The organism is Flavobacterium pygoscelis, from assembly GCF_023162025.1.
GTDB lineage: Bacteria > Bacteroidota > Bacteroidia > Flavobacteriales > Flavobacteriaceae > Flavobacterium > Flavobacterium pygoscelis.
On record NZ_JALNUB010000002.1, the window covers coordinates 253337 to 279772 of the forward strand.

Sequence of the window (26436 nt, forward strand, 5' to 3'; positions counted from 1 at the left end):
ACATTAACCACTTACTTTAATAAACAATGCGTAAATTTTGTGAAATTTAACAGTGAGATCGCAACTATATTCAACCAACGACACTCTTTCTACTACGAAATGCTTTTTGAAAGTCTTTACCAATTTATTTTTAAATTATTTTAAATTTTGGTACTATAAAATTCGATTTTTGGTTTCAAATTCCTTAAAGTTGCAAAACATTCTTATTTGAATTTGTAAAAAACAATCTCTTATCAATAAATTATTTAGTATTGAACCTCATTAAAAAAATAAAATTTAATACCGAATTTAGAAACCATTTTGGTTTTTGGATTATCTTTTTTTTAATCAACTTTTTACGTTGGGGATCTTATTTTGATAATTATCCGTATTCTTTCAAATCCAATCTGATCGAGTTTTCATTACACATTCCTTTTGTGTACTTTAATTTGTTAGTACTCATTCCGCGTTACATTGTAAAATTTGAATATTACAAATACACTCTGGCTCTATTAGGCAGTTTAGCAGTAATCTATATATTAAAGACAGGTTTGACGTATTATATGATTTCTGAGAATATTTGGCCAGAAGCCAATAAAATGTATCATCCTTTTGATATTAATCATATTGTAGCGGTTACCATTGGTGAAATTTATGTTCTATCGATAGCGTCTTCCGTTTTTTCTACTATGAATTGGTTAAAAGAAAGAGATCGCAACACGATTATGAAAAAGAATCAGTCTAAAATGAAACTAAAATATTTAAAGACTCAAATACAACCTCACTTTTTTTTTAATACACTCAATAACCTATATGCTTTATCTTTAGAATCTTCAAAAAAAGTTCCCGATGTAATTCTAAAACTTTCCCGATTGATGGAATACATTCTGTATGACGTTAAGGGAACTAAGATGGTCGATTTGACTAAAGAGATTGATTACATACAGAATTATATAGAAATTGAAAAGCTTCGTTTTGAAAACGTAGAAGTCGCAGTAAATATAGAATCGAATATCGACGACATAAAAATCCCTCCCTTATTGGTGATTACGCTAATAGAAAATGCATTCAAACATGGTGGTCCTTGTAACAGTAATCTTAGAATCAAAATCAATTGTAAAGTTATTGACAACACAATACTGGAATTTGAAATACTAAATAATTTTGTACTTTCACAAAATGCTAAAACTAAAAAAGGCATTGGTTTATCAAATACTAAAAAGAGATTGAAATTAATTTTTCAGAATAATTTTACCTTAGAAAAAACAGTTAAATTCAATTATTATATCATTCGTTTACAAATACCTGTTCAAAATGAAGATTAAATGTGTTTTGATTGACGATGAGCCATTGGCTACAAAAATTTTGCAAAATTATTTCACAAATTTTGCAGACTTTGAAATTATTGGCATTTTTCACAATGCCATAGAAGCGCTCGATTTTATAAACAATAATACGATTGATATTGTCTTTTTAGACATACACATGCCTTTGATGACAGGATTTGAATTGATCCGATTGATTGAGAATAAAACTAAGATTGTAATTACAACTGCTTTTAGAGAGTTTGCTGCAGAGAGTTACGAATTAGATGTGTTGGATTATTTAGTAAAACCTATTCCGCTTCCTCGTTTTATAAAATGCATTCATAAAATTGAAGCTGATTTTAATTTAAAGAATAATCTTAAAGTAGAAACACCTAGATTAGATCCTCATATTTTTATCAAAGTAGATAAAAAAATGGTCAAAATAATTATTGATGAAATTCTTTTTATTGAGGGCATGAAAGAATATATAAAAGTAGTAACTGCTGATAAAACCTATATTACCCACAAATCTCTTACCGCTCTATCCGAAGAATTACCTGAAGATAAATTTACTCGCATTCATAAATCGTATATAATTGCCATTAATAAAGTAAAATTTATAGAGGGCAATAGAATACAAGTGCATTCATACATATTACCAATTGGCCGAAATTATAGTAAGGATGTAAAAATTAGAATTTTAGAGTAATTGCAATTTTACAACCAACACATTTTGCAGTTGGTAAAAGAAATACTGTCGATGGTATAATATAAGTCATTTTTATAATGAATTACTTTTTTTTAATTTTCCTAAAAGATACATTTACGGATGGAACAAATTATTAACCTAAAAAATTAACCAAACAAAAATTATGAATACAGAAAAAACTCAGTCTAACAATTCTGCGCTTTACACGCTAATAACCGTATTTTTCTTTTGGGGTTTTATTGGCGCATCAAATGGTGTTTTTATTCCGTTTTGTAAAGCTAAATTTGGGTTAGACCAATTTCAAAGTCAGCTAATTGATTTTGCCTTTTATGGCGCTTACTATATTGGTGCATTGTTACTTTTTATTTTAAGTAGTATTGCTAAAAAAGACATTTTAAATGGATGGGGATTCAAAAAAGGAATTATCTATGGTCTATTAATAAGCACTTTTGGCGCAGCGTTAATGATTCTTGCAGTAACTGAAGGAAATTATCTTTTTATTCTTGGAGCTTTATTCATTGTTGCCCTTGGTTTTTCATTACAACAAACTTCGGCACAGCCATTTGCTGCTTCTCTTGGAGAGCCGCATACGGCATCAAGTAGGTTAAACCTTGCTGGAGGAATCAACTCATTGGGAACAACGATAGGACCAATAGTAGTTTCTATAGCATTATTTGGTGTAATTGCTGGAGTAAATATTGAAGAATATGCTCAAAAACCAGATTCATTAGAGTCTATGAGAATTTTATATGTATTTGTAGGTGGTTTATTTTTATTGGCAGCTGCATTATTTCATTTTTCAAAAAAACTGCCCGCTGGGAAAACGGATGCTACCTTTGAAATGGCAAACAAAGCCATCAAGACGCTTATTGCTATTACGGTAATTTTAGTAATTATTTTTGCTTATATCTTTTCTCGATACGAAGACCCAACCTTTATTACCCATTTTATCGAAAATAAAGAAAAAGATTATTTAGGATTAGCACTTACTATTTCAACGCTATTAGTAGTTGTTATTGGTCTCTTTTTTGCAAATACTACAGCACAAAAAAATCCAGAAGGTTGGGGCGCCATGAAATATCCTCAGTTAGTTTTGGGAATGGTAGCGCTTTTTGCCTACGTAGGTGTAGAAGTAACGATAGGAAGTAATCTTGGTGAATTATTGGTAACTCCTGATTTTGGATCTATTTCTGGGCCTGGTCTTGCTCCTTATATGTCAATGTACTGGGGAAGTTTAATGATTGGTCGTTGGGCGGGAGCAATTACTGTATTCAATCCGTCGTCTATGGTAAAGAAAATATTATTAATTGTAGTTCCTTATGTGGCATTTGGTGTTATACTAACTGCTAATGCAATTTCTGGACAAGATGTTACTCCGTTATATGCTTATGCATTTGTAATTTTATTTCAAATAACTGGTTTCTTTTTAGGTAAAGATCAACCTTCAAGAACGCTAATGATATTTGGATTAATGGGAATGACAGCTATGATTATAGGATTACTTACTACAGGTACAATTGCTATTTTTGCCTTTATGAGTGGTGGGTTATTCCTAAGTATCATGTGGCCTTGTATTTTCTCATTAGCAATTGCAGGATTAGGTAAATATACTTCACAAGGTTCCGCCTTTTTAGTAATGATGATTTTAGGTGGCGGAATTATTCCTCCATTACAAGGAAAATTAGCTGATATTATAGGCATTCATGCTTCGTACTTTATTCCTGTACTTTGCTTCTCCTTTATTGCATTCTATGGTTGGAAAGTGATTAGAATTTTAGAGAAACAAGGAATTGGAAAAGAAATAGAAATGGGTGGTGGTCACTAATTAAAATAAAACCAATAAAAAATCCCATTTGCCGCGGCGAATGGGATTTTTTTATAATAATATAGAAATCTAAAAAATATACTTTTTATTTATTCCCTTTTTCAAAATCAGCAACAAATTGAGCTAATCCGATATCAGTAAGTGGGTGTTTCAATAATCCGTAAATTGCAGAAAGTGGTCCCGTCATAACATCAGCACCAATCTTAGCACAATTCACAATATGCATGGTGTGACGCACTGAAGCAGCAAGAATTTGAGTTTCATAACCGTAGTTGTCATAAATTAATCTAATTTCTTCAATCAAAGCCAAACCATCGGTAGATACGTCATCTAAACGACCAATGAACGGAGAAACATAAGTAGCTCCCGCTTTAGCAGCTAATAAAGCTTGTCCCGCTGAGAATACTAAAGTTACATTTGTTTTAATTCCTTTATCCGAAAAGTATTTAGCAGCCATAACACCTTCTTTAGTCATAGGCAATTTTACCACTATTTGATCGTGTAAATCAGCTAACTCCTCTCCTTCTTTAATCATTCCGTCGTAATCCAAAGCATTCACTTCGGCACTTACATCACCATCAACCAAATTACAAATGTCAACATAGTGTTTCAAAATGCTGTTTTTTCCTGTAATTCCCTCTTTCGCCATCAACGATGGGTTTGTAGTAACGCCATCTAAAACGCCTAATGCTTGTGCTTCTTTAATCTGAGCTAAATTAGCCGTGTCAATAAAAAATTTCATAATTTTTGTATTTAATTGTGTGTTTTATAATTTGGGCGTGTTCGCCGCGGCGAAACGGGCTTTGCGCTACAAGTCCTCAAATAATTCCGCTGATGCTACATTATACTATGGACTTTTCACTACAAATGAAATTCACTGAACTCCTATAAAAAATAGACGCTTAGTAAAGTAATCCCTCACGCTATTAAAATTCAGTGCAAAATTACAATTTATAATGATTCATAAGCATTTTTTCATACACTATATCAGGCAAAACTCTTTTTAAAACGATTGAAAATTTTTGCATAAAAACCCCAACCTTATAATGGATTTTTGGATTTGAAGATTGAATAATTTTATAAACTGCTTCCGCCATTTCGTTAGGATTACTGCCAGAATCAACATGTTCATCCATAGTACGTAAGGTATTTTCATAAGGAAGTTTATAATCAGAATCCTGAATTACTGGTGCATGAAAACGACCAGAAGCGATATTGGTTGCAAAATCTCCTGGCGCCACATTGGTGATCTTGATTCCCAATGCCTTTACTTCCATTCGTAAAGCTTCTGTAATCAGTTCTAAAGCCCCTTTGGAGGCGGAATAAACACTTCTGTAAGGCAATCCCATATACCCAGCTATAGAGGTAATATTGATAATTAATCCAGATTTTTGTTTACGCATTTGTGGCAAAACTGCTTTCATAACTGCAATAGGACCAAAAAAATTCGTTTCAAAATTATTTTTGATTTCCTCCATTGGAATTTCTTCCAAAGGTCCTGTTATTCCAACACCAGCATTATTAATTACAATATCAATTTTTCCCGACAAAGCAATAACTTTGGCTACAGCCAAACCAATCGAATTAGAATCTCTGACATCTAAAGCTACTAAGGGAAAAACCGAATTCAAAACACGTTCAGGATTTCTACTGGTACCATAAACAACAAAACCTTTATGATGCAAAAATTCACCTATAGATTTCCCAATTCCTGAAGAACCTCCTGTAATAAGAACTACTTTACCCATTTGCTATACTATTTAATACGAAAGGTCCAAAAATAAAAAAATCCTCCCGAAGGAAGACTATTATTATCTTTATTTCAAAAAAAAATCTTCCAAAAAAGAAGATTTATAAAAAATGGCAAGCGACCTACATCGCACCGCTCAACCACGTACCCTTGCTATGTTCCCATCCTGGGGGAGTCTGCAGGAGCTGGTCGTGTAGGACTTGCCGGTGCAAATATACAACACTTTTTATATTTTTGCAATACCTTTGCAGCTATAAAATATCGTTGTATATTGTTCTATCAAAAATTTAAACTATGAAAAATCATAACTTCCTATTTATCATTTTATTAGGAATCACATTATCCAATTGCGGTGATACAAAAAAAGGTGAAAATTCTATATTTACTATTGATAATAGTGCTTTTAAGGAGCAATATCAGCCACAAGAGTCTCTTAAATTAGCTATATTAAATCCAAATAACAAAGCGGTAGATAGTATCACTTACTTTGTAAATGATAAAAAAGTAGCAACAATGAAAGGAGTTGAAAAACTAAACTTTGATTTAAAAGAGCAAAAATTAGGCTATCAAAACCTTAAAGCAAAGGTTTATTATGATAATGAATTTTCTGAAGCTACTGCAAGAGTTGAGCTAGTTTCTAATGTACAACCTAAATTATTAAAGTATAAAATTGTAAATACTTACCCTCATGATTATGAAGCGTACACTCAAGGTTTAGAATTTTATCGTGACACATTATATGAAGGAACAGGAAATGGAAGTGGTCCAACTGGTAAAAGAGGTGTTTCGAGTTTAAGAAAAACAGATTATAAAACTGGTAAAGTTTACAAAAAAGTAGAACTTGCGGATCAGTATTTCGGTGAAGGGATCACAATTCTAAATAACAAAGTCTACCAACTAACTTGGCAAAATAACGAAGGCTATATTTATAATGCCGATACTTTCAAGAAAGAAAAAACATTCCCGTACTTTAAACAAATTGAAGGTTGGGGACTTACAAATGACGGAACTTATTTATACCAATCGGACGGAACGGAGAAAATTTGGAAATTAGACCCTAAAACACTCAAAGAAGTAGATTATATTAACGTTTACTCTTATGAAACCAAAATAAAGGCAGTGAATGAATTGGAATGGATTAATGGTAAAATCTACGGAAATATCTATCAAAAAGATGCGATTGCTATTATAGATCCAAAAAGCGGAATTGTTGAAGCAATTATCAATCTTGTTGACCTAAAAAGTAAAGTCAGTCATTTACCTGACACTGATGTTTTAAACGGAATTGCTTACAATCCTAAAACTAAAACCATTTTTGTAACTGGAAAAAACTGGGATAAAATGTTTGAAATTTCAGTTTCAGAGTAACATAATTTAGAGTATTACTACTTGCCAGAAAGATGCGAAGACACTAAGTTAAATTCTGTATAAATTAAAATTGATTTATAAATTTTTCCACGAAGGCACTAAGTCCACTAAATTAAATTTAAAATTTGTGCCTTAGTGCCTTCGTTGCGTAAAAAAAAATTGTAAAACAGACATTGAAATCTACCTAAAACAAACCCACAAAAATGACAACTTTAATCACAAATATTAAGGAATTACTCCAAGTTAGAGCAATTAGTGTTGCTAAAGTTTCTGGAGCAGAAATGGCTATTCTTCCAACTATAAAAAATGCTTATTTAGTTATCAAAGACAATTTTATTGCTGATTTTGGATCAATGAATGATGTACCAAAAATAGACACAGATAAGATTATTGATGCAACCGGAAAAATAGTGCTACCATCTTGGTGTGACAGTCATACTCATATTGTATATGCTGGAAATCGAGAGCAAGAATTTGTAGATCGCATCAACGGATTGACCTACGAAGAAATTGCCAATCGCGGTGGTGGAATTTTAAACTCGGCAAAAAAACTCAACGAAACTTCTGAAGAGGAAATTTATCAGCAATCAAAAGCACGTTTAGAAGAAGTGATGCGTTTAGGAACTGGCGCCGTAGAGATTAAATCGGGTTATGGACTAACCGTAGAAGGAGAACTTAAAATGCTTCGTGTTATTCAACAATTAGCTCAAAATTATTCTATAACGATTAAAGCTACCTTTCTTGGCGCTCATGCTATTCCAACAGCATACAAAGAAAATAGAAAAGGATATATAGATTGCATGTTAAATGAAATGCTTCCTGAAATTGCTAAAAACAAACTCGCAGACTTCATAGATGTATTTTGTGAAACCGGTTATTTTACTGTTGCCGAAACAGAAGCCATTATGGAAGCTGGAATCAAACTAGGTTTAAAACCCAAAATTCACGTAAATCAATTTAACTCTATTGGAGGAATTCAAGCTGGAGTAAAATACCAAGCACTTTCTGTAGATCATCTAGAAGTTATGACTAAAGAAGATATTATGGCTCTAAAAAACACCGAAACAATGCCAGTCGCATTGCCATCATGCTCTTATTTTCTGAGTATTCCTTACACACCTGCACGCGAAATGATCGCTCAAGGACTACCAATAGCATTGGCTACAGATTATAACCCTGGATCAACTCCCTCAGGAAATATGAATTTTGTGGTAGCAAAAGCCTGTATCAAAATGAGGATGACTCCAGAAGAAGCTATAAATGCAGCAACAATAAATGGTGCTTATGCCATGGGAATTTCAGAAACTCATGGAACTATTACTATTGGCAAAAAAGCAAATCTCATTATCACAAAACCCATTCCCTCCTATTACCAATTGCCCTACGCTTTTGGTAGTAATCTAATTGAAACGATTATCATAGAAGGTGAAATTTTGGCATAAAAAAAAGAGGAACATTACGTTCCTCTTTTTTTTATTCTATTTTAAGACTATCTCAAATTAAAACTTGTTTTAGAAACCAATTGATCTTTATCAAAAATATTGATAAAATAAGTTCCTTTAGCAAAATCTTTACCTTTTAAATCCTCAGAAACTTGAATTGTTTTGTTTTCATAATTAACATTAGTAATAAAACTGTACGTCAAAATATTTTGTCCAAAAGTCTCTGTTTTCTTATCACCTAAAACATTATTTTTACTGTCAATTACTTGTACATAATAGCTTTTAGCACCAGATTTTGCAATAGCATTTTCAGCAATTGTAAAGTTAACTCTCAAAACATCAGCTCTACTAGCTTTATCTGTTTCAATTTGTTTTCCTGAACTTTTTAATTTATACGCAGAACCTCTTGTGTTTAAAACCGTTAGTTTAGAACCCATTTCTACTGCTTTAGACAATTCTTCGTTTTGACCTGTTAATGCTTCTACATTTTTCTTAGTCTCTCCTAAAACCACTACTGTACTATCACGTTGTGAGGTTAGTGTAGTGTTTGCCTTTTTTAAAGTCTCATTTTCTGCCATTAATACTTTCATATTTGATTGCAAGGCAACAAATTGAGTTTTGTATTTTGATAATGAAGCGACATCACCTTTAGATTTACTTAAATCAGCCATTAGATTAACAACTTTGTCTCTTTCTTGAATTAATTCGTCAGACATCGATGTGTTTTCTGAAATAGCAGCATCATAAGTCGATTTTAGCTCTTCTAGATCCTTCATGACTAATTCTTTTTCAGTCATAGTTGATTTCAATTCTGTTTTAACGGTATCCGCGTCAGAGGTCATTTTAAATATGTATATTAAACTTCCTACTAATAAAATAGCTAATACTGCTACTACTGCCTTAAGACTTGAATTGCTTTTTTGATTTTCCATATAGATTTTTTTTTTCAAATTTAATAATATATAATTATCTAATAACGAAACTTAACACAATTATAGTATTTTTGGAAAAAATATTTTTTTAATGGAAAAAATTATCCCTTTCACGATCAAAGATCTATCAAAAATAACAAATCATAGAAGTGGTGAAATAAAATTTGGAGAGAAAATGATAACTATTCCAAAAGATACTGATTCTCTTGAATTTATAAAAACTTGTGAAGCCAAATATGTATTATTTGGAATTCCAGAAGATATAGGCGTTCGAGCAAATTATGGTAGACCTGGAGCAGCATCAGCTTGGGAAAGTGCCATAAAAAACATCGCTAACATACAACACAACCGTTTTTGCAAAGGCAATCAACTGGTTGTTTTAGGACAACTGGATGTAACTCAAGTTATGAAAAATGTCGAATTACTAGATTTTAATGACATTGATGATCGTTCAAAATTAAGTCAATTGGTTGACAAAATCGATAAAGACGTTTCGCATATAATTTTTAATCTTATCAAATTAGGTAAAATACCTATTGTAATTGGTGGTGGTCATAATAATTCCTACGGAAATATAAAAGGTACCGCCCTAGCAAAAGGGAAACCAATAAATGCAATTAATTTTGATGCACATTCTGATTTTAGAATTTTAGAGGGACGTCACAGCGGAAATGGCTTTTCATATGCCTATGAAGAAGGATTTCTTAAAAAATATTTCATTTTTGGTTTGCATGAAAATTACATTTCCAAAAGTGTTTTAGATATTATCAAAAAAATAGAAGACCGAGTTCGTTTTAATACGTATGATAGTGTAAATATAAGAAGAGAAAAAGAATTTGATCATGAGATGGAACAAGCTTTAGACTTTATTAATGATGATTTCTATGGCTTAGAAATTGACTTAGATGCCATTCCTAATATTGCCAGTAGTGCAATGACAATGAGCGGATTCTCGGTAGAACAACTTAGACAGTTTATTTCCTATTTTGGAAAAACCAAAAACGTATCTTATCTGCACATTTGTGAAGGAGCTCCAGATTTAGGAGAAGAAAAAAACAACCACTTAATTGGTAAACTCATCGGATATCTTGTAACCGATTTTATGAAATCGAACAGTGCAGCACTTTCATAAGCCAATCAATATTTACGCACAACAGCTATAATTGAGGTTTTGAACAAGTTATAAATAAGCATCAAAAATAATAATACTATCTTTGTTGCCTTATCTATGTACTTAATACAAGATATTTAATATTAAAATTATGTTATTCGAAGATTTATCGCTCTCAAAAAGTATACAAAAAGCCGTATTTGAACAAGGCTATATAGAAGCAACCCCAATACAAGAACAAGCAATACCTATCGTTTTATCAGGACGTGATCTAATTGGTTGCGCTCAAACAGGAACCGGAAAAACGGCAGCTTTTGCAATACCTATTATTCATCAACTGCATAGAATTGTAGGTTCGTCTAAAAAAGCTAGTCCAATTCGCGCCCTTGTTATTACACCAACAAGAGAATTGGCAGTCCAAATAGGACAAAATTTTGATCAATATGCAAAATACACTAACCTAGTACAACTTACTATTTTTGGTGGCGTTTCTCAAGTTCCTCAAGTAGAAATGCTAAAAAAAGGAATCGATATTCTAATTGCAACTCCAGGCCGTTTATTAGATTTAGTAAAACAAGGATTTATAGATCTAGATCATTTACATACATTAGTACTCGATGAAGCAGATCAAATGCTTGATATGGGATTTGTAAATGATGTCAAAAAAATTGTAAAACTAACACCTAATAATAGACAAACACTTTTTTTCTCAGCAACAATGCCAACTGCTATCAGAGAATTAGCAGAAATGTTTCTTAAAGATCCTGCAACTGTTAGCGTGTCACCCGTTTCATCTACTGCCGAAAGTGTAGAACAAAGAGTTTATTTTGTCGAAAAAGGAGAAAAAAGAAATTTATTATACCACTTAATAAAAAATGAAAACTTGTCTAATGTTTTGGTTTTTTCGAGAACCAAGCATGGAGCCGACAATGTTGTAAAAGCGTTGCGTAAGCATGATATTGCAGCCGAAGCCATTCATGGAGATAAATCTCAAAATGCTAGACAACGCGTTTTAGATGGTTTCAAAAATAAAGAAGTTAACGTATTAGTAGCTACTGATATTGCGGCAAGAGGAATTGATATTGATCAGTTACCATTTGTAATTAATTTTGACTTACCCAATGTGCCTGAAACTTATGTTCATAGGATTGGAAGAACGGGTCGTGCTGGAAATGTAGGTGTTGCCATATCTTTTTGTGGAAAAGACGAACATCAGTATTGGAAAGACATTCAGAGATTAATCAAAGTAGATGTAAAAATAGTAAGTGATCATCCTTATGGTTGGCATTCAGGAAGCCCAGAAACAGCTCCTGGTGCAAAACAAAGTAATTCTAACAGAAGTGCAGGTGCTCATAAATCTAGAAAATCGGAAGTTTCTAAACAAAATAAAAAACGTTGGTATTAGTCTAATTTTTATTTTAAATAGATTAATTATATCTGAATCAATAATTTATAAATCGCTGGATCTGAAATTTAAAACTTTCTAATCCAGCGATTTTTTTATTATTTTTGAAATAACAATCTTTCCAGAAATTGATTAATTTTTAGAAATTAAAATAGTAATCATATCAACTAATTTAATAGCATCAAATGGTTTCATTATAATATCGTTAATTCCAGCCGAAATAGCTTCTTCAGTAATTTCAGCCTTATCAAATGCTGTTAATGCTACTATTGGCGTTATAATTCCTTTAGAACGAATCTTTCGAGTTGTGTCAAAACCATTTATCAAAGGCATATTAATATCCATTAAAATAATATCGAAATATTCTTTCTCTAAAATTTCAATGGCAGCATAACCATTATCAACCACACTACATTTAAAGTTGTTTTTTTCAATGGTTTTTTTGGTAACCAACTGGTTGATGCGATTGTCCTCTACAACCAAAACATTTACAGTATTGGGAGAATGACTAAGATTGACTTGAATACTGTTTATAATATCAATTGTTTTTTCAGGATTGTATTCAAAACCTATAACAAATTTAAAAATCGAACCTTTATTAATAGAACTTTCTACCGAAATAGAACTATCAAACAATTCTAAGAGTTGTTTCACTATTGAAAGTCCTAACCCGGTTCCTTGATAATCAGTTTCTTTCCTTCGAATTTGTACAAACTTATCAAAAATCTTTTCTTGATCTTCTACAGCAATTCCAATACCATTGTCTGCAATTATAAATGCTATAAAATATGTTTTGTGAACTGTTTTAATCAAGTTAGCACTTATACTTACTTCTCCATTGGATGTGAATTTTAGCGCGTTGCTTACCAAATTCATTATAATTTGCGAAAACCTCAGTTTATCACCAATCAAATAGTCCGGAATATCAGGATCAATGTTCACTACAATGCTGTTATTGTTCTGTTTTGCTAAAAAGGAAAGAGAGCTTTTTACCAGATTAATTTCATCTAAAAGATTAAAAGTTAAATTTTCTAGGACAATTCTTTTATCTTCAATTTTATTAATTTGGAGAATATCATTTACTAATGATAGCAAGTATCTAGCAGAAAATTTCAGAGAACTTAAATAAGGACTATTGGCTAATTCTTTGTGTTCTTCTGCCAAGATGTTTGTAATTCCGACGACACCATACAAAGGAGTTCTCAGCTCGTGACTTACCGTAGATACAAATTGAGATTTTAGCTTAGAGGCTACCTCTGCTTTTTCTATAGCAATCAATAATTGTTTGTTTGAATGGGAAAGATCTGCATTGGATTTCTTCTTTAAATTATTATTTTTAAATAAAGAATAAATTAACAACAGTAAGATAACAGATATCGCTAAAAATAAAAATAATATTGTTTTTGATTTTCCAAGCAATATCAGATTAGCTTTTTTTTCGGCTTCAAACTTATCAATTTCTCTTTTATAGTCTTCTAATTCTAAATTTACACCAACACTATTAGCTTGATCAATTTTATCTTTACTGTAAAGCGCGTCTGTAATTTCATTGTATTTTGATAGGTTTAGATACCCATTTTTAAAATCTCCGTTTCCAATTAAAAATTTAGAATATTCTAAATGAGCAAAAGATAAATCTGATTTTTGATCGGTTTCATTTCCAAGTTTTATAGCCTTTAAAAAAAATGTATTAGCTTTTTCATTATTTCCCTCATGCGCATAATACATTGCATTGAGCATGCTTATTGCAGCAAAACTGGAATCATCACCCTTTTTTGACTTGTGATTATTAATATATTTTAAACTATCATATCCTTTTTCAAAATTTTTAATATCAAAATACGCCCAAGTAATATTTAATTTTGTCATGAAAATTTGATTTGTATCGGCTATTTTCTGACTGTATTTTAATGAGTTTTGGTAATACGCAATTCCTTTTAGATATTGCTTTTTTTCAAAACAATAAATATTTCCTAGGTTATTGTATATTTTATTGCTTAAAGTATCAAACTCTATTTTTTTGGCATTAAATAAGGCTTTGTTATAAAAAAAAATAGCTTTTTCAAATTGTGCAAGTTCTGCATAGTTAGCAGCAATAGTATTGTATGAGATGGCTATAGATGAAAAATCATTTGCTAAGATGGCTTCATGCAAGGCTATTTTTGAAATCTCGAGTGATTTACTAAAATTTGTCTCTTTTAGATATTGAGAAGCTTGATCTGTTAAAACAGTAATTTCTTTTTTGGAAAAGGTAATTGTCTGCGCTAGTATGTTATTATCAAAAAAAACAGACAATACAACGAATAGCAAAACAATACGATTCAGATACATAGCTAAAATTTATTTATCAAATATACCTTTTATTAGCAAAATAAAAATTTTATTTAAACAAATTTATTATACAGAATAAGTGTACATAAAAATAAAATTAGGCATAAAAAAACCTGTTCACAAATAAGGAACAGGTTTAGTATATAAGTTGACAATAACTAGTTAAAATATTATTCTAAAGTAGGCACTTCTACTTCTTTATCACCTTCCCATTGTCCTACAACAGAAGTAGCTAGAGCATTTCCTAATACATTTGTTGCACTACGAAACATATCGCAAAAATGGTCAATTGGCAAAATCAAAGCAATTCCTTCAATAGGAATATCAAACATACCGCAAGTTGCTGCAACAACAACTAAACTAGCTCTTGGAACACCAGCAATTCCTTTACTCGTAAGCATTAGTACTAACAGCATAGTCATCTGCGTTCCTAAGTCTAAATGTATTCCGTACGCTTGTGCGATAAAAATACTTGCAAAAGTCATATACATCATACTTCCATCTAAGTTAAAAGAATAACCCAGTGGCAACATAAAGGAAACAATCTTGTCTTTGACACCAAAGCGTTCTAATTCTTCTGTTAATTTTGGAAAAACAGCCTCGCTACTTGTAGTTCCGAAAGCAATAATTAAAGGGCTTATAATTCTTTTTAGTAAAACAGTCATTCTGCTTTTAAGAAAAATATAACCTACAAGAATTAAGACCACCCAAAGTGATGAAATTCCAATTAAAAAAGAGCCAAAGAACTTGAAATAGGTAATCGCTAATTCTTGAAAATCTCGTACTGCAAAAACTCCTGCAATCGCTCCAAAAACTCCAATTGGAGCAAATTTCATAACATAATTAACCATTTTAAGGACAATATGAGATGTCTTTTCTAGAGCATTAGTAACTGGTTTTACGTATTCTCCCAATGAAGCAGCTGCAAGACCAAAGAAAATAGAGAAAATTACAATTTGTAAAATCTCATTGGTAGCCATGGCTTCAAAAATACTTTTAGGAACAATATGCTCAATAAAATTTTCGAATGAAATATTTTGGGTTTTACCAGTAACTTCTGAAGCCGAAGCCAAATCAATACTTGGTAAATTAAGTCCTACACCTGGTTTAAGTACGTTTACAAAAAACATTCCTAATAATAAAGATATAAATGAAGCTGTAAAAAACCACCCCATTGCCTTACCACCAATTCTACCTACTGCTTTTATATCGCCAAGTTTAGCAATTCCTACAACCAAAGTTGTAAAGACTAACGGAGAAATAATCATTTGCACTAATCGAATAAAAACAGTCGCTAAGATTTTAATTTTTTTACTAAAGGCTTCTGCATCGGCTGGTGAAATATAATTGTGTATGATGATGCCTAAAATAGCACCCAAAACCATAGCAATTAATATTTGTCCTGTTAATCCTGAAAAGAAGGATGTTTTCTTTATTGTATTGGTATCCATTAAATTTAGATATTTAGTTTTATAGTGGTATAATTACTTTATCATTATAAAATTTGACGTGCAATTACTACTAGAAAAAATGTTAAAGATTAATATTAATATATTTTGTTAATCAAATAAAAATCAGCTAATACAATGGCTGCCATTGCTTCAACTATTGGCACAGCACGTGGAACAACGCAAGGATCGTGACGTCCTTTTCCTGTCATTTCAGTGATTATTCCTTTATTGTCTAATGATTCTTGTTTTTGCATTATAGTTGCCACCGGTTTGAAAGCAACACGGAAATAAATATCCATTCCGTTACTAATACCACCTTGAATTCCACCAGAAAGATTTGTCTTAGTTGTTCCATCTGGATTGTACAAATCATTATGCTCGCTTCCCTTCATTTTGGCACCACAAAATCCACTTCCAAATTCAAAACCTTTGACTGCATTAATGGATAACATTGCTTTTCCTAGTTCAGCATGAAGTTTGTCAAACACAGGTTCACCTAGTCCAATTGGTACATTTTGAATCACACAAGTTACGGTACCACCAACAGTATCACCTTGTTTTCTAATGTCACGAATGTAATCTTCCATTTTCGTTGCCATTTCGATATCAGGACAACGTACAGGATTACTTTCTGTTTTTGAAAAATCTAAATCTTGGTAAGGTTTCTCTAAAAATAGAGGTCCAACAGAAGAAACATATGCATTAATTTTTATCTCAGGTAAAATTTGTTTGGCTATTGCTCCTGCCACTACTCTACTAGCTGTTTCTCTGGCAGAACTGCGACCACCTCCTCTATAATCTCGTATTCCATATTTTTTTTCATAGACATAATCAGCGTGGCTAGGTCTAAAATTATCTTTTATATGAGAATAGTCATCTGATTTCTGATTGGTATTAGGTATAATAAAACCAATTGGTGTTCCTGTTGTTTTACCTTCAAAGATTCCAGACAAAAACTGAACATCATCTGGTTCTTTGCGTTGAGTAACAATTGAAGATTGACCAGGCTTGCGTCGAGACATCTCGAATTGAATATCTTCTAAATTTATTGCTATTCCCGGAGGACAACCATCTATTATTCCTCCTAAAGCTTCACCATGAGATTCCCCGAAAGTTGTTATTCTAAAAAGTGTTCCGTAGCTATTACCTGCCATTATAAATAGTTTTAAACAAAAGTAACGTTTTAGTTTAAAGTTCAAAATTTTTGAGTTTAAACTTTTGAAAAACCAATACATTATTTAAGAATAAAATCTTTAAACTTTTCATTAATTAATTCCAACTTATATTACTCATATATTATTATTCCGTTTTAATTTTAATAGTGTAGAATTATCATTTATTTAATCTCAAAATTCTGTTTATATACTTTAACAAAAATTTACTTAGGTTTATTTGTTCATATAATAATTAATTATTGTTTTAAATCACAAATGTGGTAATTATATAAATAATAGCAATAATTCCATAAGAACCGGAAGTAGTTAAGAGTTACATTTGCGTCTTTAAAAACATACAATATGAAAAAAATTATTTTATCGGCATTAATGTTAATTGGATTAGCATTTACAGCTCAAGCACAGGATATATCTAAAAATGCTTTAGGTCTACGTTTAGGAGGAAATAATGGTTTTGGAGGAGAACTTTCTTATCAAAGAGGATTGTCTAAAAGTAATAGACTTGAATTAGATTTAGGATGGAGAAATAGAAATAATTATGAAAATAGTGGATACGATGACAATGCTATCAAACTAGCAGCTTTATACCAATGGGTATGGAACATTGATGGTGGTTTTAATTGGTATGCTGGTGTAGGTGGTGGAGTTGGTAACTATAGCTACGATGTTAAAAATGACAAACGTTATAGCGACACTTTTGTATTTGCAGCGGGTGATATCGGAATTGAATACAACTTTGATTTTCCTTTATTAATATCATTAGATTTCAGACCTGAGTTTGGAGGAAATGGTTACTACAAAAACAATTATGGTTCAGATATTGCTTTAGGACTAAGATTCCAGTTCTAATCTAAAAATATATTAAAAAAAGGCTATTCATCTGAATAGCCTTTTTTTTATTTAATAATGAGATGTTTTTTAGAATTTATTTTAACCACACAGAATGGATTTGTAAACCCTTGTGTTACCATTGCTCCTGGTTCAGGATTAGTTTCTTTTACAGTTACTATAATATCGTTATCTGTCTCAACTACATTTTCAATACCAATTGCATAACCTCCAGATGTCTTTTCTCCCATATTTAAAATAATAAAATTAGAGCTCTGAATGTCAGTATCTTTTATCTTATTTTTTAAATTATCATCCTCCTGTAACATTTTGATTTCATTAGGTTCAGAAAGTATTTCAAAAAAATGAATACTCGCTCCTCCATTAGATTGCTGCGTTAATACTTCATAAAGTTTATTATGACCTTCATTTTTTGTAGCATTAGTTGTACTACAAGAAAATAAGGTTATGGCAAATAAGGATAGAAAAGTTTTTTTCATTTAATAATTATTTAATTAGTATCGATGACTTTTAATGGTCTTGTAATTTTTAATGACTTTATACCGCTGTTTATAAATATTTATTAATAGCTTTTTGATAAAGGTCTTCATAAAGAGGAAGTATATTTTTAATATCAAACTGTTTTGCAACGGATAAAGCATTCTCTTTAAACTTTTCTAATGTAGCATCATCTTTTAAAATTTTTAAAGCATTTTTTGCCATATCTTCTATATTACCTACATTACTTAAGTAGCCTGATATTCCCTCAAAATTAACTTCTGGTAAACCACCTGAATTACTGGATATAACTGGAACACCGCAGGCCATAGCTTCGAGCGCGGCTAAACCAAAACTTTCGGTTTCTGATGGTAATAAAAATAGATCTGTTAAACATAAAATCTTATCAATTTCATTACTGTTTCCAAAGAAAATCACCTTGTCTTCAATACCCAATTCTTGGCATAAAACTTCTGCTTTTTCTTTTTCGGGACCATCTCCAACCATCATCAATTTAGCTGGAATTTCTTTTTGAATGTTGTAGAAAATTTTGATAACATCAGGAATGCGTTTTACTTTTCTGAAGTTACTGATATGGGTAATAATTCGTTCCTCTTGTTTGGCCATAACCGAACGTTGACAAGGAACGCCAGCATCTTTTAAATTTTTATTCAATTCGATAAAATTGGGAATCACTTCAATTTCATTTTTTATATTGAATAACTTTAAGGTATCTTCTTTCAAACTTTGAGAAACAGAGGTTACAAAATCCGATTTATTGATACTAAAAGTCACAGCAGGCTTATAAAAAGGATGACTTCCGACCAAGGTAATATCTGTTCCGTGAAGTGTGGTAACCATAGGAAGATTTATACCTTCATCTTTTAACATTTGTTTAGCCATGTAACCTGCATAAGCATGCGGAATAGCGTAATGTACATGTAGCAATTCAATTTTATATAACTTTACCATATCGACTAATTTGCTAGATAAAGCTAATTCATAAGGCTGGTAATGAAATAATGGATATTCTGGAACGTTTACTTCGTGGTAATGTACGTTAGGACTTAATAAGGCTAAACGTACGGGTTGGCTGTAAGTTATAAAATGTATTTCATGACCGCGGCGGGCCAATTCTAAACCTAATTCTGTAGCTACTACGCCACTTCCTCCAAATGTAGGATAACAAACTATTGCTATTTTCATGTATGTAATTTAATAAAAACGAATTTAACAAAATAGCGCTGAGTTTTATTGAAATTTAAGTTAAAAAAAAGATCCTCATTTAAAATTTCATTCGCTGGATTCTAACTGCGTTTAAAATGGCCAATAAAGCTACGCCAACATCAGCGAAAACGGCCTCCCACATGGTTGCTAATCCTCCCGCACCCATTATTAAAACAACCAATTTTACCACAAAAGCCAAAGTTATATTTTGCCAGACAATTTGTTTTGTCTTCCTACCAATGTTGATTGCCGTAAAAATTTTAGTTGGCTGATCATTTTGTATGACAATATCAGCCGTTTCAATTGTGGCATCACTTCCTAATCCTCCCATTGCAATTCCAGCATCTGCCAAAGCTATAACCGGAGCATCATTTACTCCGTCTCCTACAAAGGCTACTTTTACTTTTCGACTTAACATGGCTTCTACTTTTTCGACTTTATTTTCGGGTAGTAAATTTCCAAAAGCTTCGTCAATATTTAATTCTTTGGCTACAGCCGAAACTACCGCCTGATTATCTCCTGAAAGTAAAATTGTTTTAATTTTTAGTTTGTGTAAACTTTCAATAGCCGTTTTAGCGTCTTCTTTTATTTCATCCGCAATAATAAAATGACCTGCATATTTTTGATTGATCGCTACGAGGATTGTAGTGTACGGTATCGAATCTAATTCTAAATCATAATTGATATTCAATTCCTTCATCAATTTAGGATTGCCAACTGCAATTTCTTTTCCATCTATAACTCCTTTCAATCCCATTCCAGGAATTTCTATTACATCGGCAACAACAATCTCCTTATAGTTATCTTTAGCATATTGTACTATTGCTGAACCTACTGGATGAGTTGATTTCGCTTCAATTGCGGCAGTATATTGTACTAAATCAGTTTCGGAAAGACCAATAGCAACTACTTTTTGCACTTTAAAAACCCCTTTAGTCAAGGTCCCTGTTTTGTCCATTACTACTACTTGAATAGCCGCCATTACGTCTAGAAATGTGGATCCTTTAAACAATATTCCGTTTTTACTAGCAGCTCCTATTCCGCCAAAATAGCCTAGCGGAATGGATATAACCAAAGCACAAGGACACGAAATAACTAAGAAAATTAAGGCTCTGTACAACCAATCTTTAAATATATAATCGTCAACAAATAGCATTGGAATCAAACATATTCCTATCGCCAGATAGACAATTATTGGTGTATAAATCTTGGCAAACTTTCTAATAAATAATTCTGTAGGTGCTTTTTTGGTGGTAGCTTCTTGAACCATTTCTAGAATTTTAGACAACTTACTGTCTTTAAATTCAGTTGTTACTTCTACAAGAGCAAGAGCGTTAAGATTGATCATTCCGGCTAGAATAGTCTCTCCTTTAAATTTAGAATCAGGTTTACTTTCTCCGGTTAATGCAGCCGTATTAAAAGTCGCATGATCCGAAAGTAATTTACCATCTAAAGCTAATTTCTCTCCTGGTTTTAATTCAATAATTTCGCCAATCGTAACTTCAGAAGCTTGCTTTGAAATGATTTTATTTCCTTCTAAAACATTAGCTACATCTGGTCTTTGATCTAATAATGATTTAATATTTGATTTGGCTTTTCTTACTGCTAGCATTTGAAACAGTTCTCCAATAGAGTAAAACAACATTACAGCAACTCCTTCAGCATATTGACCAATGCCAAAAGCACCAACAGTTGCAATGCTCATTAGAAAAAATTCAGAAAAGATGCCACCCTTTCTAATACTTTGAATCGCCTCTTTCAAAACAGGTAATCCAACAGGCAAGTAAGCAACAATGTACCAAATAATTCTGATCCAGTCTTTAAACCAAGATGGAGCAATTATATGATCGAATAACAAGCCAACGATCAATAAAACGAAACTGATTATAGAGGGTAAAAATAATTGTATTGTACTTCCGTTTGTTTCGCCATGGTCGTGGTCGTGTCCAGAATGATCTTCAGAATCCTCTTCTGAAGAACAACAACCGGAAGTTGTATGAGTATTTTTATGAGTTGTTTTTTTCTTTGGAGTACAGCACTCCTCATTATATTGATCTTCTTGATTATCTGAATGTTTCATTTTTAATAATTTTATCTTTCATGAAGAAAGAAAAGTAAATAATAACTAGAACTGTAGCAATTCCAGTTGTAATAAAAGTAGCAGAGGCTCCAAACTGGTACCAAATTAGACCCGCCAAAGAACTCGCAATAAGCGCACTTATACTTTGAAAACCACTATAAGTTCCTATCGCAGTAGCAGTGTCTTTCTTGTCACTAATATTGCTAATCCATGCTTTTGATATTCCTTCAGTGGCTGCAGCATAAACGCCGTATAAAAAGAAGAATAAAATAATAAAATATTTGTTTTCGGTAAAAGTCATTCCAAAATAAACCACAGCAAATAAGGTTAGGCCAAAAATAAACATTTTTTTTAAGCCTACTTTATCCGCTAGAATACCAATTGGTAAAGAAACAACAGCATAAACCAAATTATAAAAGATGTAAATTCCGATTACATAAGTATCGTTAAGACCCATTTGTTTTGCTTTTAATAATAAAAAAATATCAGAACTATTAAATGCAGCAAATACTAATAATCCGATTACCGTTTTTTTATATTCAGATGGACTTAATTTCCAGTAGTTTAAAAAAGAGAAAAAAGAAACTTTTTTTATTGCAATTGGCTTACTATTCCTTTTATCTTTTAATAAAAATGACACTAAAACGGCTAATAAACCGGGAAGAAATGCCATATAAAAAAGATTTTTATATTCTTGTGGATAATAATATAAATATACGAGAGCAATTACAGGTCCCAGAACTGCACCCAAAGTATCCATTGCTCTATGAAATCCAAAAATTTTACCTTTCGTTTCGGGAGTCGCTTCATCTGATAAAATGGCATCTCTAGCACCAGTGCGAATTCCTTTTCCAAAACGATCAATGGTTCTGGCAAAAAATATCCACATCGGAAAAATAAATAAAGCCATCATCGGTTTTGAAATTGCACTTAATCCATAACCAAACTGAACAAAGGGAGTCCGCTTGCCTGAGTTATCAGATAATTTGCCAAAATAACTTTTACTTAAACCTGCTAAGGCTTCGGCAAAACCCTCTAGAACTCCTATTAAAACAATCGAAAAGCCAATTGTTTTGAGGTAAATAGGCATAATGGGATATAGCATTTCGCTTGCCATATCAGTAAATAAACTTACTAATGATAGTATCCAAACCGATCTTGAAATATACTTTAACATTCCCATCTTTCGATAATTTTATTTCGTAAAAGCTATTTCAATTCGTTGTTTTAAGAACTTTTTGTTCTTCATTACTGTTCTTATTGATCCACTTATTTAATTTATAACTCAGGTAAGCCGATCCACTACCTATTATTGCTCCTGCTAAAACATCAGAAGGATAATGAACACCCAAGTGCATTCTAGAATACCCTACGGCAGAAGCCCATGCAAATGAAGGAGCAATAATGTACCATTTTGGATATTCCATACTTAATGATGTGGCAGTGGCAAATGCTACAGAGGTATGCCCTGAAGGAAATGAAAACCCAGGTCCGGCAGTTCCTTTTTCAATATCAGTGTATGCATCAAAAGGACGTTGCCTTTTTGTTGTATATTTTAAAGCAGTAGTAATAAAAGCCGAAACTACAAATGATTCACCAATAAATAAGGCTGTATTTTTGGTAGTGCTGTCTTTTTTTATAAGTCCTACAGAATAAATAATTAAAGGGGTTGCAATACTAATGGGTAAAGCACTATTGGTAACAACTCTAAACGTGCCGTCTAAGGAGGTATTCCTGTTTACATTAATATTACGCAAAATATCGACATCAATGTTTTGTGCATTCATAAGACTGACACAAAAAAACAATCCCAAAAAGTTAATGATTTTCAAAAAAGAAGTCGTTGCATTCATACCGAAATTTTTCCTATCAAATGTAACATATTCTGATTAAAAAAACTCATAGGATTTAGAAAACAAACATTAGATTTTAGTAGCTTAAACTTTAGAAATCTAAAATCAATTTAATAATTATTCTACAATTAAAAAAGAAAATAAAGCATATTGATTTATTACCTAATAATTGCATCATAAATAACTTGCTGTATGTTTTCACGAATGTTAGCCTTAGACAATCTATTTTCTGTAGCTACTGGAAAAGTTCTATTAGATAAAAATACATACACAATTTGAGTTTCTGGATCTGCCCAAGCCATTGTACCAGTGTAACCGGTATGACCAAAACTAGTCATTGAAGCACATCCGCAGGTAGGACCCGAAGTACCTAGTTGAGGCTTGTCAAAACCTACGCCTCGCCTATTACCTTCTGCACAAAAGTAACAAGTATTAAAATCATCAAATGTTTTTTCAGAAAAATATTGTTGATTTCCGTAACTTCCTTTTTGTAGATAAAGTTCCATTATTTTAGCAACATCCATAGCATTTGAAAATACACCTGCATGTCCTGAAACACCGCCTTCTAAAGCAGCTGTTAAATCATTTACATATCCTTGCAAAAGCTGATGACGGAAATAAGCATCTGTTTCTGTTGGTGGAATTCTATTTTTATCAAATTTTGCCAATGGATTAAAACTAGAATTATTCATACCTAACGAACGATAAAAATTTTCTTGAATTAAAACATCTAATGTTTTACCAGTTGTTTTCTCTAAATAATCCTTCAAGATCATGAAGGTTAAATCACTATATTTATATTCTTTTTTTATGGAAATTTTACTTTTTACAATCATTTTCATGATGGTATCGCTAAAATCATTTCTAATAAAAAGACTATCTCCTAACTGTTTTGTAAAATTAACTTCCGGTATTTTTCTAAAATAATCTTCAGATGGTTTTTTAGACTTATTCAATGCAGCTTTATAAAATGGTAATCCAGCAGGTAATCCAGCATAATGTGACAATAAATCCTTGAAACTGATATTTTGTTTATTAGAATCCTTAAAAATAGGAGACATTGATCCCAATGTAGTTCCCAAATTTATTTTATGTTGATCATAAGCTATCATAACATTGGGCAAAGTGCCCAAAATTTTAGTTAATGATGCTACATCATAAATATCCGAATTTTGAACTTTAATCTTTTTATCGTAAGTGTGATATCCAAATGATTTTTGGTAAATTACCTTACCTGCTTTGGCTACTAAAACCTGAATTCCAGGTGTCATCTTATCCGCAATTGCTTTATTGGCAATACCATCAATTTTTGACAATATTTGGGAATTCATACCAACATTTTCTGCAGTAGTAAATCCTAATCGATTTAGTTTTTCTGTTGAAAGTCCATCATTAACTTTAAAAAAAGAATTAATAGAAACGGGTAATTTACCTTTTGCTTCAATCGCACCAAAAATTAATTCAGCAGAAACAATTTGAGAAATAGGACTATTTTGATAAGAAACTACCAATCCTTCAATACTATCAAAATTATCAAATGCCAACAATGAATAAGGTTTGGCAAAAACGTTTAAAATCACATTATTATTCTTAGCCAAAGCAACTATCTTAAGTAACTCATCTACTCTTAAATCATCATTCTTGAAGGCAATATCAGATTTATGATAGCCAATTATTACAGTTGTGTAAGAACTTAATTTAACCTGCAAACTGTCTATATTTTTATCATCTACTACAGTAACATCAGCATATTTTTGAAGCGTTGATACATACTTATCATTGTTATCATCACCAATTTTTACATAAGCTATCTTTTGTTTATCCAAATTTTTGATAGGCAATACTGCATCTGTATTTTTTAATACTGTAATGGCATTTTCATACAATTGATATTGTAGCGCCTCATTTGATACCAAATTTAAATCCGAATATAAATTTTCTGTTTCAATGGGTTTATAGGAGTTCAAACCAGCTTTGTATTTAAACTTGAGAATTTTTTTTACAGAAAAAGCCAATCTTTCCTCCGTGAATAAATCAAGGGAAAAAGCGAGCTTAAATTTCTGAATTGTAGCAGGAACATTTTCAGGAAATAATAAAATATCATTTCCAGCCATAAAGGCTTCAAAATTAACTTCACTAGGAACTTTAAAATCACTTACTCCTTTCATGTTTAAAGCATCTGTGAAAATAAGCCCTTTAAAACCTAATTCTTTTTGAAGCACATTTGTAACAATATTATATGAAAGAGAAGAAGGAAAATTAGGTCGTGATTCTAAACTAGGAACATTTAAATGCCCCACCATAACTGATGAAAGACCTTCATGAAACATTTTATGATAGGGATAGAATTCAAGTTCTTCTAACCTTTCTCTTGAAGCATTTATTGTTGGCAATTCTTTATGTGAATCCTTTGAGGTATCACCATGACCAGGAAAATGTTTTCCAGTGGCAAATATATCCTGACTTTGAATTCCTTTCATCAAAGCAATAGCGTGGTCAGTAACCTTAAATTTATCTTCTCCAAAAGAACGAAATCCAATAATAGGATTTTTGGGATTAGAATTAATATCTAAAACGGGAGCAAAATTAAACTGTAAACCCAATCGTTTACTTTGCATTCCCATCTGGGTACCAAGTTTTTCTATTAATTGCATGTCCTGAATGGCTCCAAGGGTCATATTCCAAGGATAGCGATAGGTAGAATCAATGCGCATGCCTAATCCCCACTCTGCATCAATACCTATAAATAAAGGTGTTTTTGACAAAGCTTGATACCTATTTGTTAATTTAGCTTGACGAACAGGTCCACCTTGAAAAAAAATTAATCCGCCTATTTTATTTTCTTGAATGAGTTTATCAATAGCAGCGTAATGTTTAGCATCTTTATTCGAATAAGCTGCAATCATGAATAATTGCCCTATTTTTTCATCTAAAGACATTCCGTTATAAACACTATCTACCCATTTTTCACCTTCAGAAACTAAATCAAAAAGTATTGGAGTATTAGTAATGGCAATGCTATCAAGGTTTTGATCTTTGACGGGAACGTTGGTTACAAGTATTTTATTCTTATTAATTTTTGTACCAACACAACTAGTAGCAACAAAAAGAAATAAGACATAAAAGGTAAATATTTTGATGCCTATTTTTCTCATTGGATAGTTA

20 protein-coding genes and 1 other RNA gene are annotated in these 26436 nt (G+C 31.7%); 8 read left to right on the top strand and 13 right to left on the bottom strand.

The window, feature by feature from the left end:
• Nucleotides 1–251: 251 nt before the first annotated feature.
• The 3 genes from MW871_RS03345 to MW871_RS03355 all read left to right on the top strand — a co-directional run bounded on the left by MW871_RS03345 (nucleotide 252) and on the right by MW871_RS03355 (nucleotide 3820).
• The gene (locus tag MW871_RS03345) at nucleotides 252–1304 is read left to right on the top strand and encodes a sensor histidine kinase (RefSeq protein WP_210646261.1); all 1053 of its coding nucleotides are present in this window, start codon (nucleotides 252–254) and stop codon (nucleotides 1302–1304) included.
• Nucleotides 1294–1995, top strand: coding sequence for a LytR/AlgR family response regulator transcription factor (locus MW871_RS03350; protein ID WP_248427555.1), 702 nt, complete (start codon nucleotides 1294–1296; stop codon nucleotides 1993–1995). The genes MW871_RS03345 and MW871_RS03350 overlap by 11 nt, the downstream gene beginning before the upstream one ends.
• Nucleotides 1996–2158: 163 nt before the next feature.
• Nucleotides 2159–3820 carry an MFS transporter gene (locus MW871_RS03355; protein WP_248427556.1) on the top strand — a complete coding sequence of 554 codons (1662 nt, stop codon included), beginning with the start codon at nucleotides 2159–2161 and terminating at the stop codon, nucleotides 3818–3820.
• A gap of 85 nt (nucleotides 3821–3905) precedes the next feature.
• Here the strand turns inward: MW871_RS03355 and fsa are convergent, their stop codons facing one another.
• The 3 genes from fsa to ffs all read right to left on the bottom strand — a co-directional run bounded on the left by fsa (nucleotide 3906) and on the right by ffs (nucleotide 5776).
• Nucleotides 3906–4562, bottom strand: a complete 657-nt coding sequence (gene fsa / locus MW871_RS03360; protein WP_035672771.1) for a fructose-6-phosphate aldolase — start codon at nucleotides 4560–4562, stop codon at nucleotides 3906–3908.
• A gap of 202 nt (nucleotides 4563–4764) precedes the next feature.
• On the bottom strand, nucleotides 4765–5568 hold the full coding sequence (locus tag MW871_RS03365; protein WP_248427557.1) for an SDR family oxidoreductase: 804 nt from the start codon (nucleotides 5566–5568) through the stop codon (nucleotides 4765–4767).
• Between the two features lie 110 nt (nucleotides 5569–5678).
• An RNA gene (ffs, locus tag MW871_RS03370) (signal recognition particle sRNA small type) lies at nucleotides 5679–5776 on the bottom strand.
• 88 nt (nucleotides 5777–5864) lie between these two features.
• On the opposite strand from ffs, the gene MW871_RS03375 reads away from it, so the two are divergent.
• Complete coding sequence (locus MW871_RS03375) at nucleotides 5865–6938, top strand: glutaminyl-peptide cyclotransferase (RefSeq protein ID WP_248427558.1); 1074 nt, start codon at nucleotides 5865–5867, stop codon at nucleotides 6936–6938.
• A gap of 203 nt (nucleotides 6939–7141) precedes the next feature.
• Nucleotides 7142–8380 (top strand): imidazolonepropionase, encoded by a 1239-nt coding sequence (hutI, locus tag MW871_RS03380; protein ID WP_248427559.1) that lies wholly within the window; start codon nucleotides 7142–7144, stop codon nucleotides 8378–8380.
• A 47-nt stretch (nucleotides 8381–8427) separates the two neighbouring features.
• Here hutI and MW871_RS03385 read toward each other — a convergent pair whose 3' ends face one another.
• Nucleotides 8428–9312, bottom strand: a complete 885-nt coding sequence (locus MW871_RS03385; protein ID WP_210646255.1) for a hypothetical protein — start codon at nucleotides 9310–9312, stop codon at nucleotides 8428–8430.
• A 91-nt stretch (nucleotides 9313–9403) separates the two neighbouring features.
• Here MW871_RS03385 and MW871_RS03390 point away from each other — a divergent pair, with 91 nt between their 5' ends.
• On the top strand, nucleotides 9404–10444 hold the full coding sequence (locus MW871_RS03390; RefSeq protein ID WP_188050378.1) for a formimidoylglutamase: 1041 nt from the start codon (nucleotides 9404–9406) through the stop codon (nucleotides 10442–10444).
• Nucleotides 10445–10574: 130 nt separating this feature from the next.
• Entirely contained in the window at nucleotides 10575–11828 is a 1254-nt protein-coding gene (locus tag MW871_RS03395; protein WP_188050377.1) for a DEAD/DEAH box helicase, read from the top strand.
• 132 nt (nucleotides 11829–11960) lie between these two features.
• Here the strand turns inward: MW871_RS03395 and MW871_RS03400 are convergent, their stop codons facing one another.
• The 3 genes from MW871_RS03400 to aroC form a co-directional block, all read right to left on the bottom strand.
• The gene (locus MW871_RS03400; protein WP_248427560.1) at nucleotides 11961–14159 is read right to left on the bottom strand and encodes a response regulator; all 2199 of its coding nucleotides are present in this window, start codon (nucleotides 14157–14159) and stop codon (nucleotides 11961–11963) included.
• Nucleotides 14160–14329: 170 nt separating this feature from the next.
• Nucleotides 14330–15610, bottom strand: a complete 1281-nt coding sequence (locus MW871_RS03405) for a dicarboxylate/amino acid:cation symporter (RefSeq protein WP_188050375.1) — start codon at nucleotides 15608–15610, stop codon at nucleotides 14330–14332.
• Between the two features lie 95 nt (nucleotides 15611–15705).
• Nucleotides 15706–16764 carry a chorismate synthase gene (aroC, locus tag MW871_RS03410; RefSeq protein WP_188050374.1) on the bottom strand — a complete coding sequence of 353 codons (1059 nt, stop codon included), beginning with the start codon at nucleotides 16762–16764 and terminating at the stop codon, nucleotides 15706–15708.
• A 363-nt stretch (nucleotides 16765–17127) separates the two neighbouring features.
• On the opposite strand from aroC, the gene MW871_RS03415 reads away from it, so the two are divergent.
• Nucleotides 17128–17634 carry a hypothetical protein gene (locus MW871_RS03415; protein ID WP_188050373.1) on the top strand — a complete coding sequence of 169 codons (507 nt, stop codon included), beginning with the start codon at nucleotides 17128–17130 and terminating at the stop codon, nucleotides 17632–17634.
• Between the two features lie 47 nt (nucleotides 17635–17681).
• On the opposite strand, the gene MW871_RS03420 is transcribed toward MW871_RS03415, so the two are convergent.
• The 6 genes from MW871_RS03420 to MW871_RS03445 all read right to left on the bottom strand — a co-directional run bounded on the left by MW871_RS03420 (nucleotide 17682) and on the right by MW871_RS03445 (nucleotide 26426).
• On the bottom strand, nucleotides 17682–18113 hold the full coding sequence (locus MW871_RS03420; RefSeq protein ID WP_248427561.1) for a protease complex subunit PrcB family protein: 432 nt from the start codon (nucleotides 18111–18113) through the stop codon (nucleotides 17682–17684).
• Nucleotides 18114–18183: 70 nt separating this feature from the next.
• On the bottom strand, nucleotides 18184–19317 hold the full coding sequence (gene bshA, locus MW871_RS03425; RefSeq protein WP_248427562.1) for an N-acetyl-alpha-D-glucosaminyl L-malate synthase BshA: 1134 nt from the start codon (nucleotides 19315–19317) through the stop codon (nucleotides 18184–18186).
• A gap of 79 nt (nucleotides 19318–19396) precedes the next feature.
• On the bottom strand, nucleotides 19397–21418 hold the full coding sequence (locus MW871_RS03430; protein ID WP_248427563.1) for a heavy metal translocating P-type ATPase: 2022 nt from the start codon (nucleotides 21416–21418) through the stop codon (nucleotides 19397–19399).
• Nucleotides 21402–22595 carry an MFS transporter gene (locus tag MW871_RS03435; RefSeq protein WP_248427564.1) on the bottom strand — a complete coding sequence of 398 codons (1194 nt, stop codon included), beginning with the start codon at nucleotides 22593–22595 and terminating at the stop codon, nucleotides 21402–21404. The genes MW871_RS03430 and MW871_RS03435 overlap by 17 nt, the downstream gene beginning before the upstream one ends.
• A 37-nt stretch (nucleotides 22596–22632) precedes the next feature.
• The gene (locus MW871_RS03440; RefSeq protein ID WP_248427565.1) at nucleotides 22633–23271 is read right to left on the bottom strand and encodes a phosphatase PAP2 family protein; all 639 of its coding nucleotides are present in this window, start codon (nucleotides 23269–23271) and stop codon (nucleotides 22633–22635) included.
• Between the two features lie 158 nt (nucleotides 23272–23429).
• A complete protein-coding gene (locus MW871_RS03445; RefSeq protein ID WP_248427566.1) occupies nucleotides 23430–26426 on the bottom strand; it encodes a serine hydrolase domain-containing protein in 2997 nt (998 codons plus the stop codon).
• Nucleotides 26427–26436 lie beyond the last annotated feature (10 nt).

What these genes read in the sequence shown, in the direction of transcription:
- MW871_RS03395 (WP_188050377.1), top strand. Translation starts at nt 10,575, where the DNA reads ATGTTATTCGAAGATTTATCGCTCTCAAAAAGTATACAAAAAGCCGTA.
- MW871_RS03415 (WP_188050373.1), top strand. Translation starts at nt 17,128, where the DNA reads ATGAAAAAAATTATTTTATCGGCATTAATGTTAATTGGATTAGCATTT.
- bshA (WP_248427562.1), bottom strand. Translation starts at nt 19,317, where the DNA reads ATGAAAATAGCAATAGTTTGTTATCCTACATTTGGAGGAAGTGGCGTA.
- MW871_RS03365 (WP_248427557.1), bottom strand. Translation starts at nt 5,568, where the DNA reads ATGGGTAAAGTAGTTCTTATTACAGGAGGTTCTTCAGGAATTGGGAAA.
- hutI (WP_248427559.1), top strand. Translation starts at nt 7,142, where the DNA reads ATGACAACTTTAATCACAAATATTAAGGAATTACTCCAAGTTAGAGCA.
- MW871_RS03400 (WP_248427560.1), bottom strand. Translation starts at nt 14,159, where the DNA reads ATGTATCTGAATCGTATTGTTTTGCTATTCGTTGTATTGTCTGTTTTT.
- MW871_RS03375 (WP_248427558.1), top strand. Translation starts at nt 5,865, where the DNA reads ATGAAAAATCATAACTTCCTATTTATCATTTTATTAGGAATCACATTA.
- MW871_RS03440 (WP_248427565.1), bottom strand. Translation starts at nt 23,271, where the DNA reads ATGAATGCAACGACTTCTTTTTTGAAAATCATTAACTTTTTGGGATTG.
- aroC (WP_188050374.1), bottom strand. Translation starts at nt 16,764, where the DNA reads ATGGCAGGTAATAGCTACGGAACACTTTTTAGAATAACAACTTTCGGG.
- MW871_RS03420 (WP_248427561.1), bottom strand. Translation starts at nt 18,113, where the DNA reads ATGAAAAAAACTTTTCTATCCTTATTTGCCATAACCTTATTTTCTTGT.
- MW871_RS03350 (WP_248427555.1), top strand. Translation starts at nt 1,294, where the DNA reads ATGAAGATTAAATGTGTTTTGATTGACGATGAGCCATTGGCTACAAAA.
- MW871_RS03405 (WP_188050375.1), bottom strand. Translation starts at nt 15,610, where the DNA reads ATGGATACCAATACAATAAAGAAAACATCCTTCTTTTCAGGATTAACA.
- MW871_RS03390 (WP_188050378.1), top strand. Translation starts at nt 9,404, where the DNA reads ATGGAAAAAATTATCCCTTTCACGATCAAAGATCTATCAAAAATAACA.
- MW871_RS03445 (WP_248427566.1), bottom strand. Translation starts at nt 26,426, where the DNA reads ATGAGAAAAATAGGCATCAAAATATTTACCTTTTATGTCTTATTTCTT.
- fsa (WP_035672771.1), bottom strand. Translation starts at nt 4,562, where the DNA reads ATGAAATTTTTTATTGACACGGCTAATTTAGCTCAGATTAAAGAAGCA.
- MW871_RS03385 (WP_210646255.1), bottom strand. Translation starts at nt 9,312, where the DNA reads ATGGAAAATCAAAAAAGCAATTCAAGTCTTAAGGCAGTAGTAGCAGTA.
- MW871_RS03430 (WP_248427563.1), bottom strand. Translation starts at nt 21,418, where the DNA reads ATGAAACATTCAGATAATCAAGAAGATCAATATAATGAGGAGTGCTGT.
- MW871_RS03435 (WP_248427564.1), bottom strand. Translation starts at nt 22,595, where the DNA reads ATGTTAAAGTATATTTCAAGATCGGTTTGGATACTATCATTAGTAAGT.
- MW871_RS03355 (WP_248427556.1), top strand. Translation starts at nt 2,159, where the DNA reads ATGAATACAGAAAAAACTCAGTCTAACAATTCTGCGCTTTACACGCTA.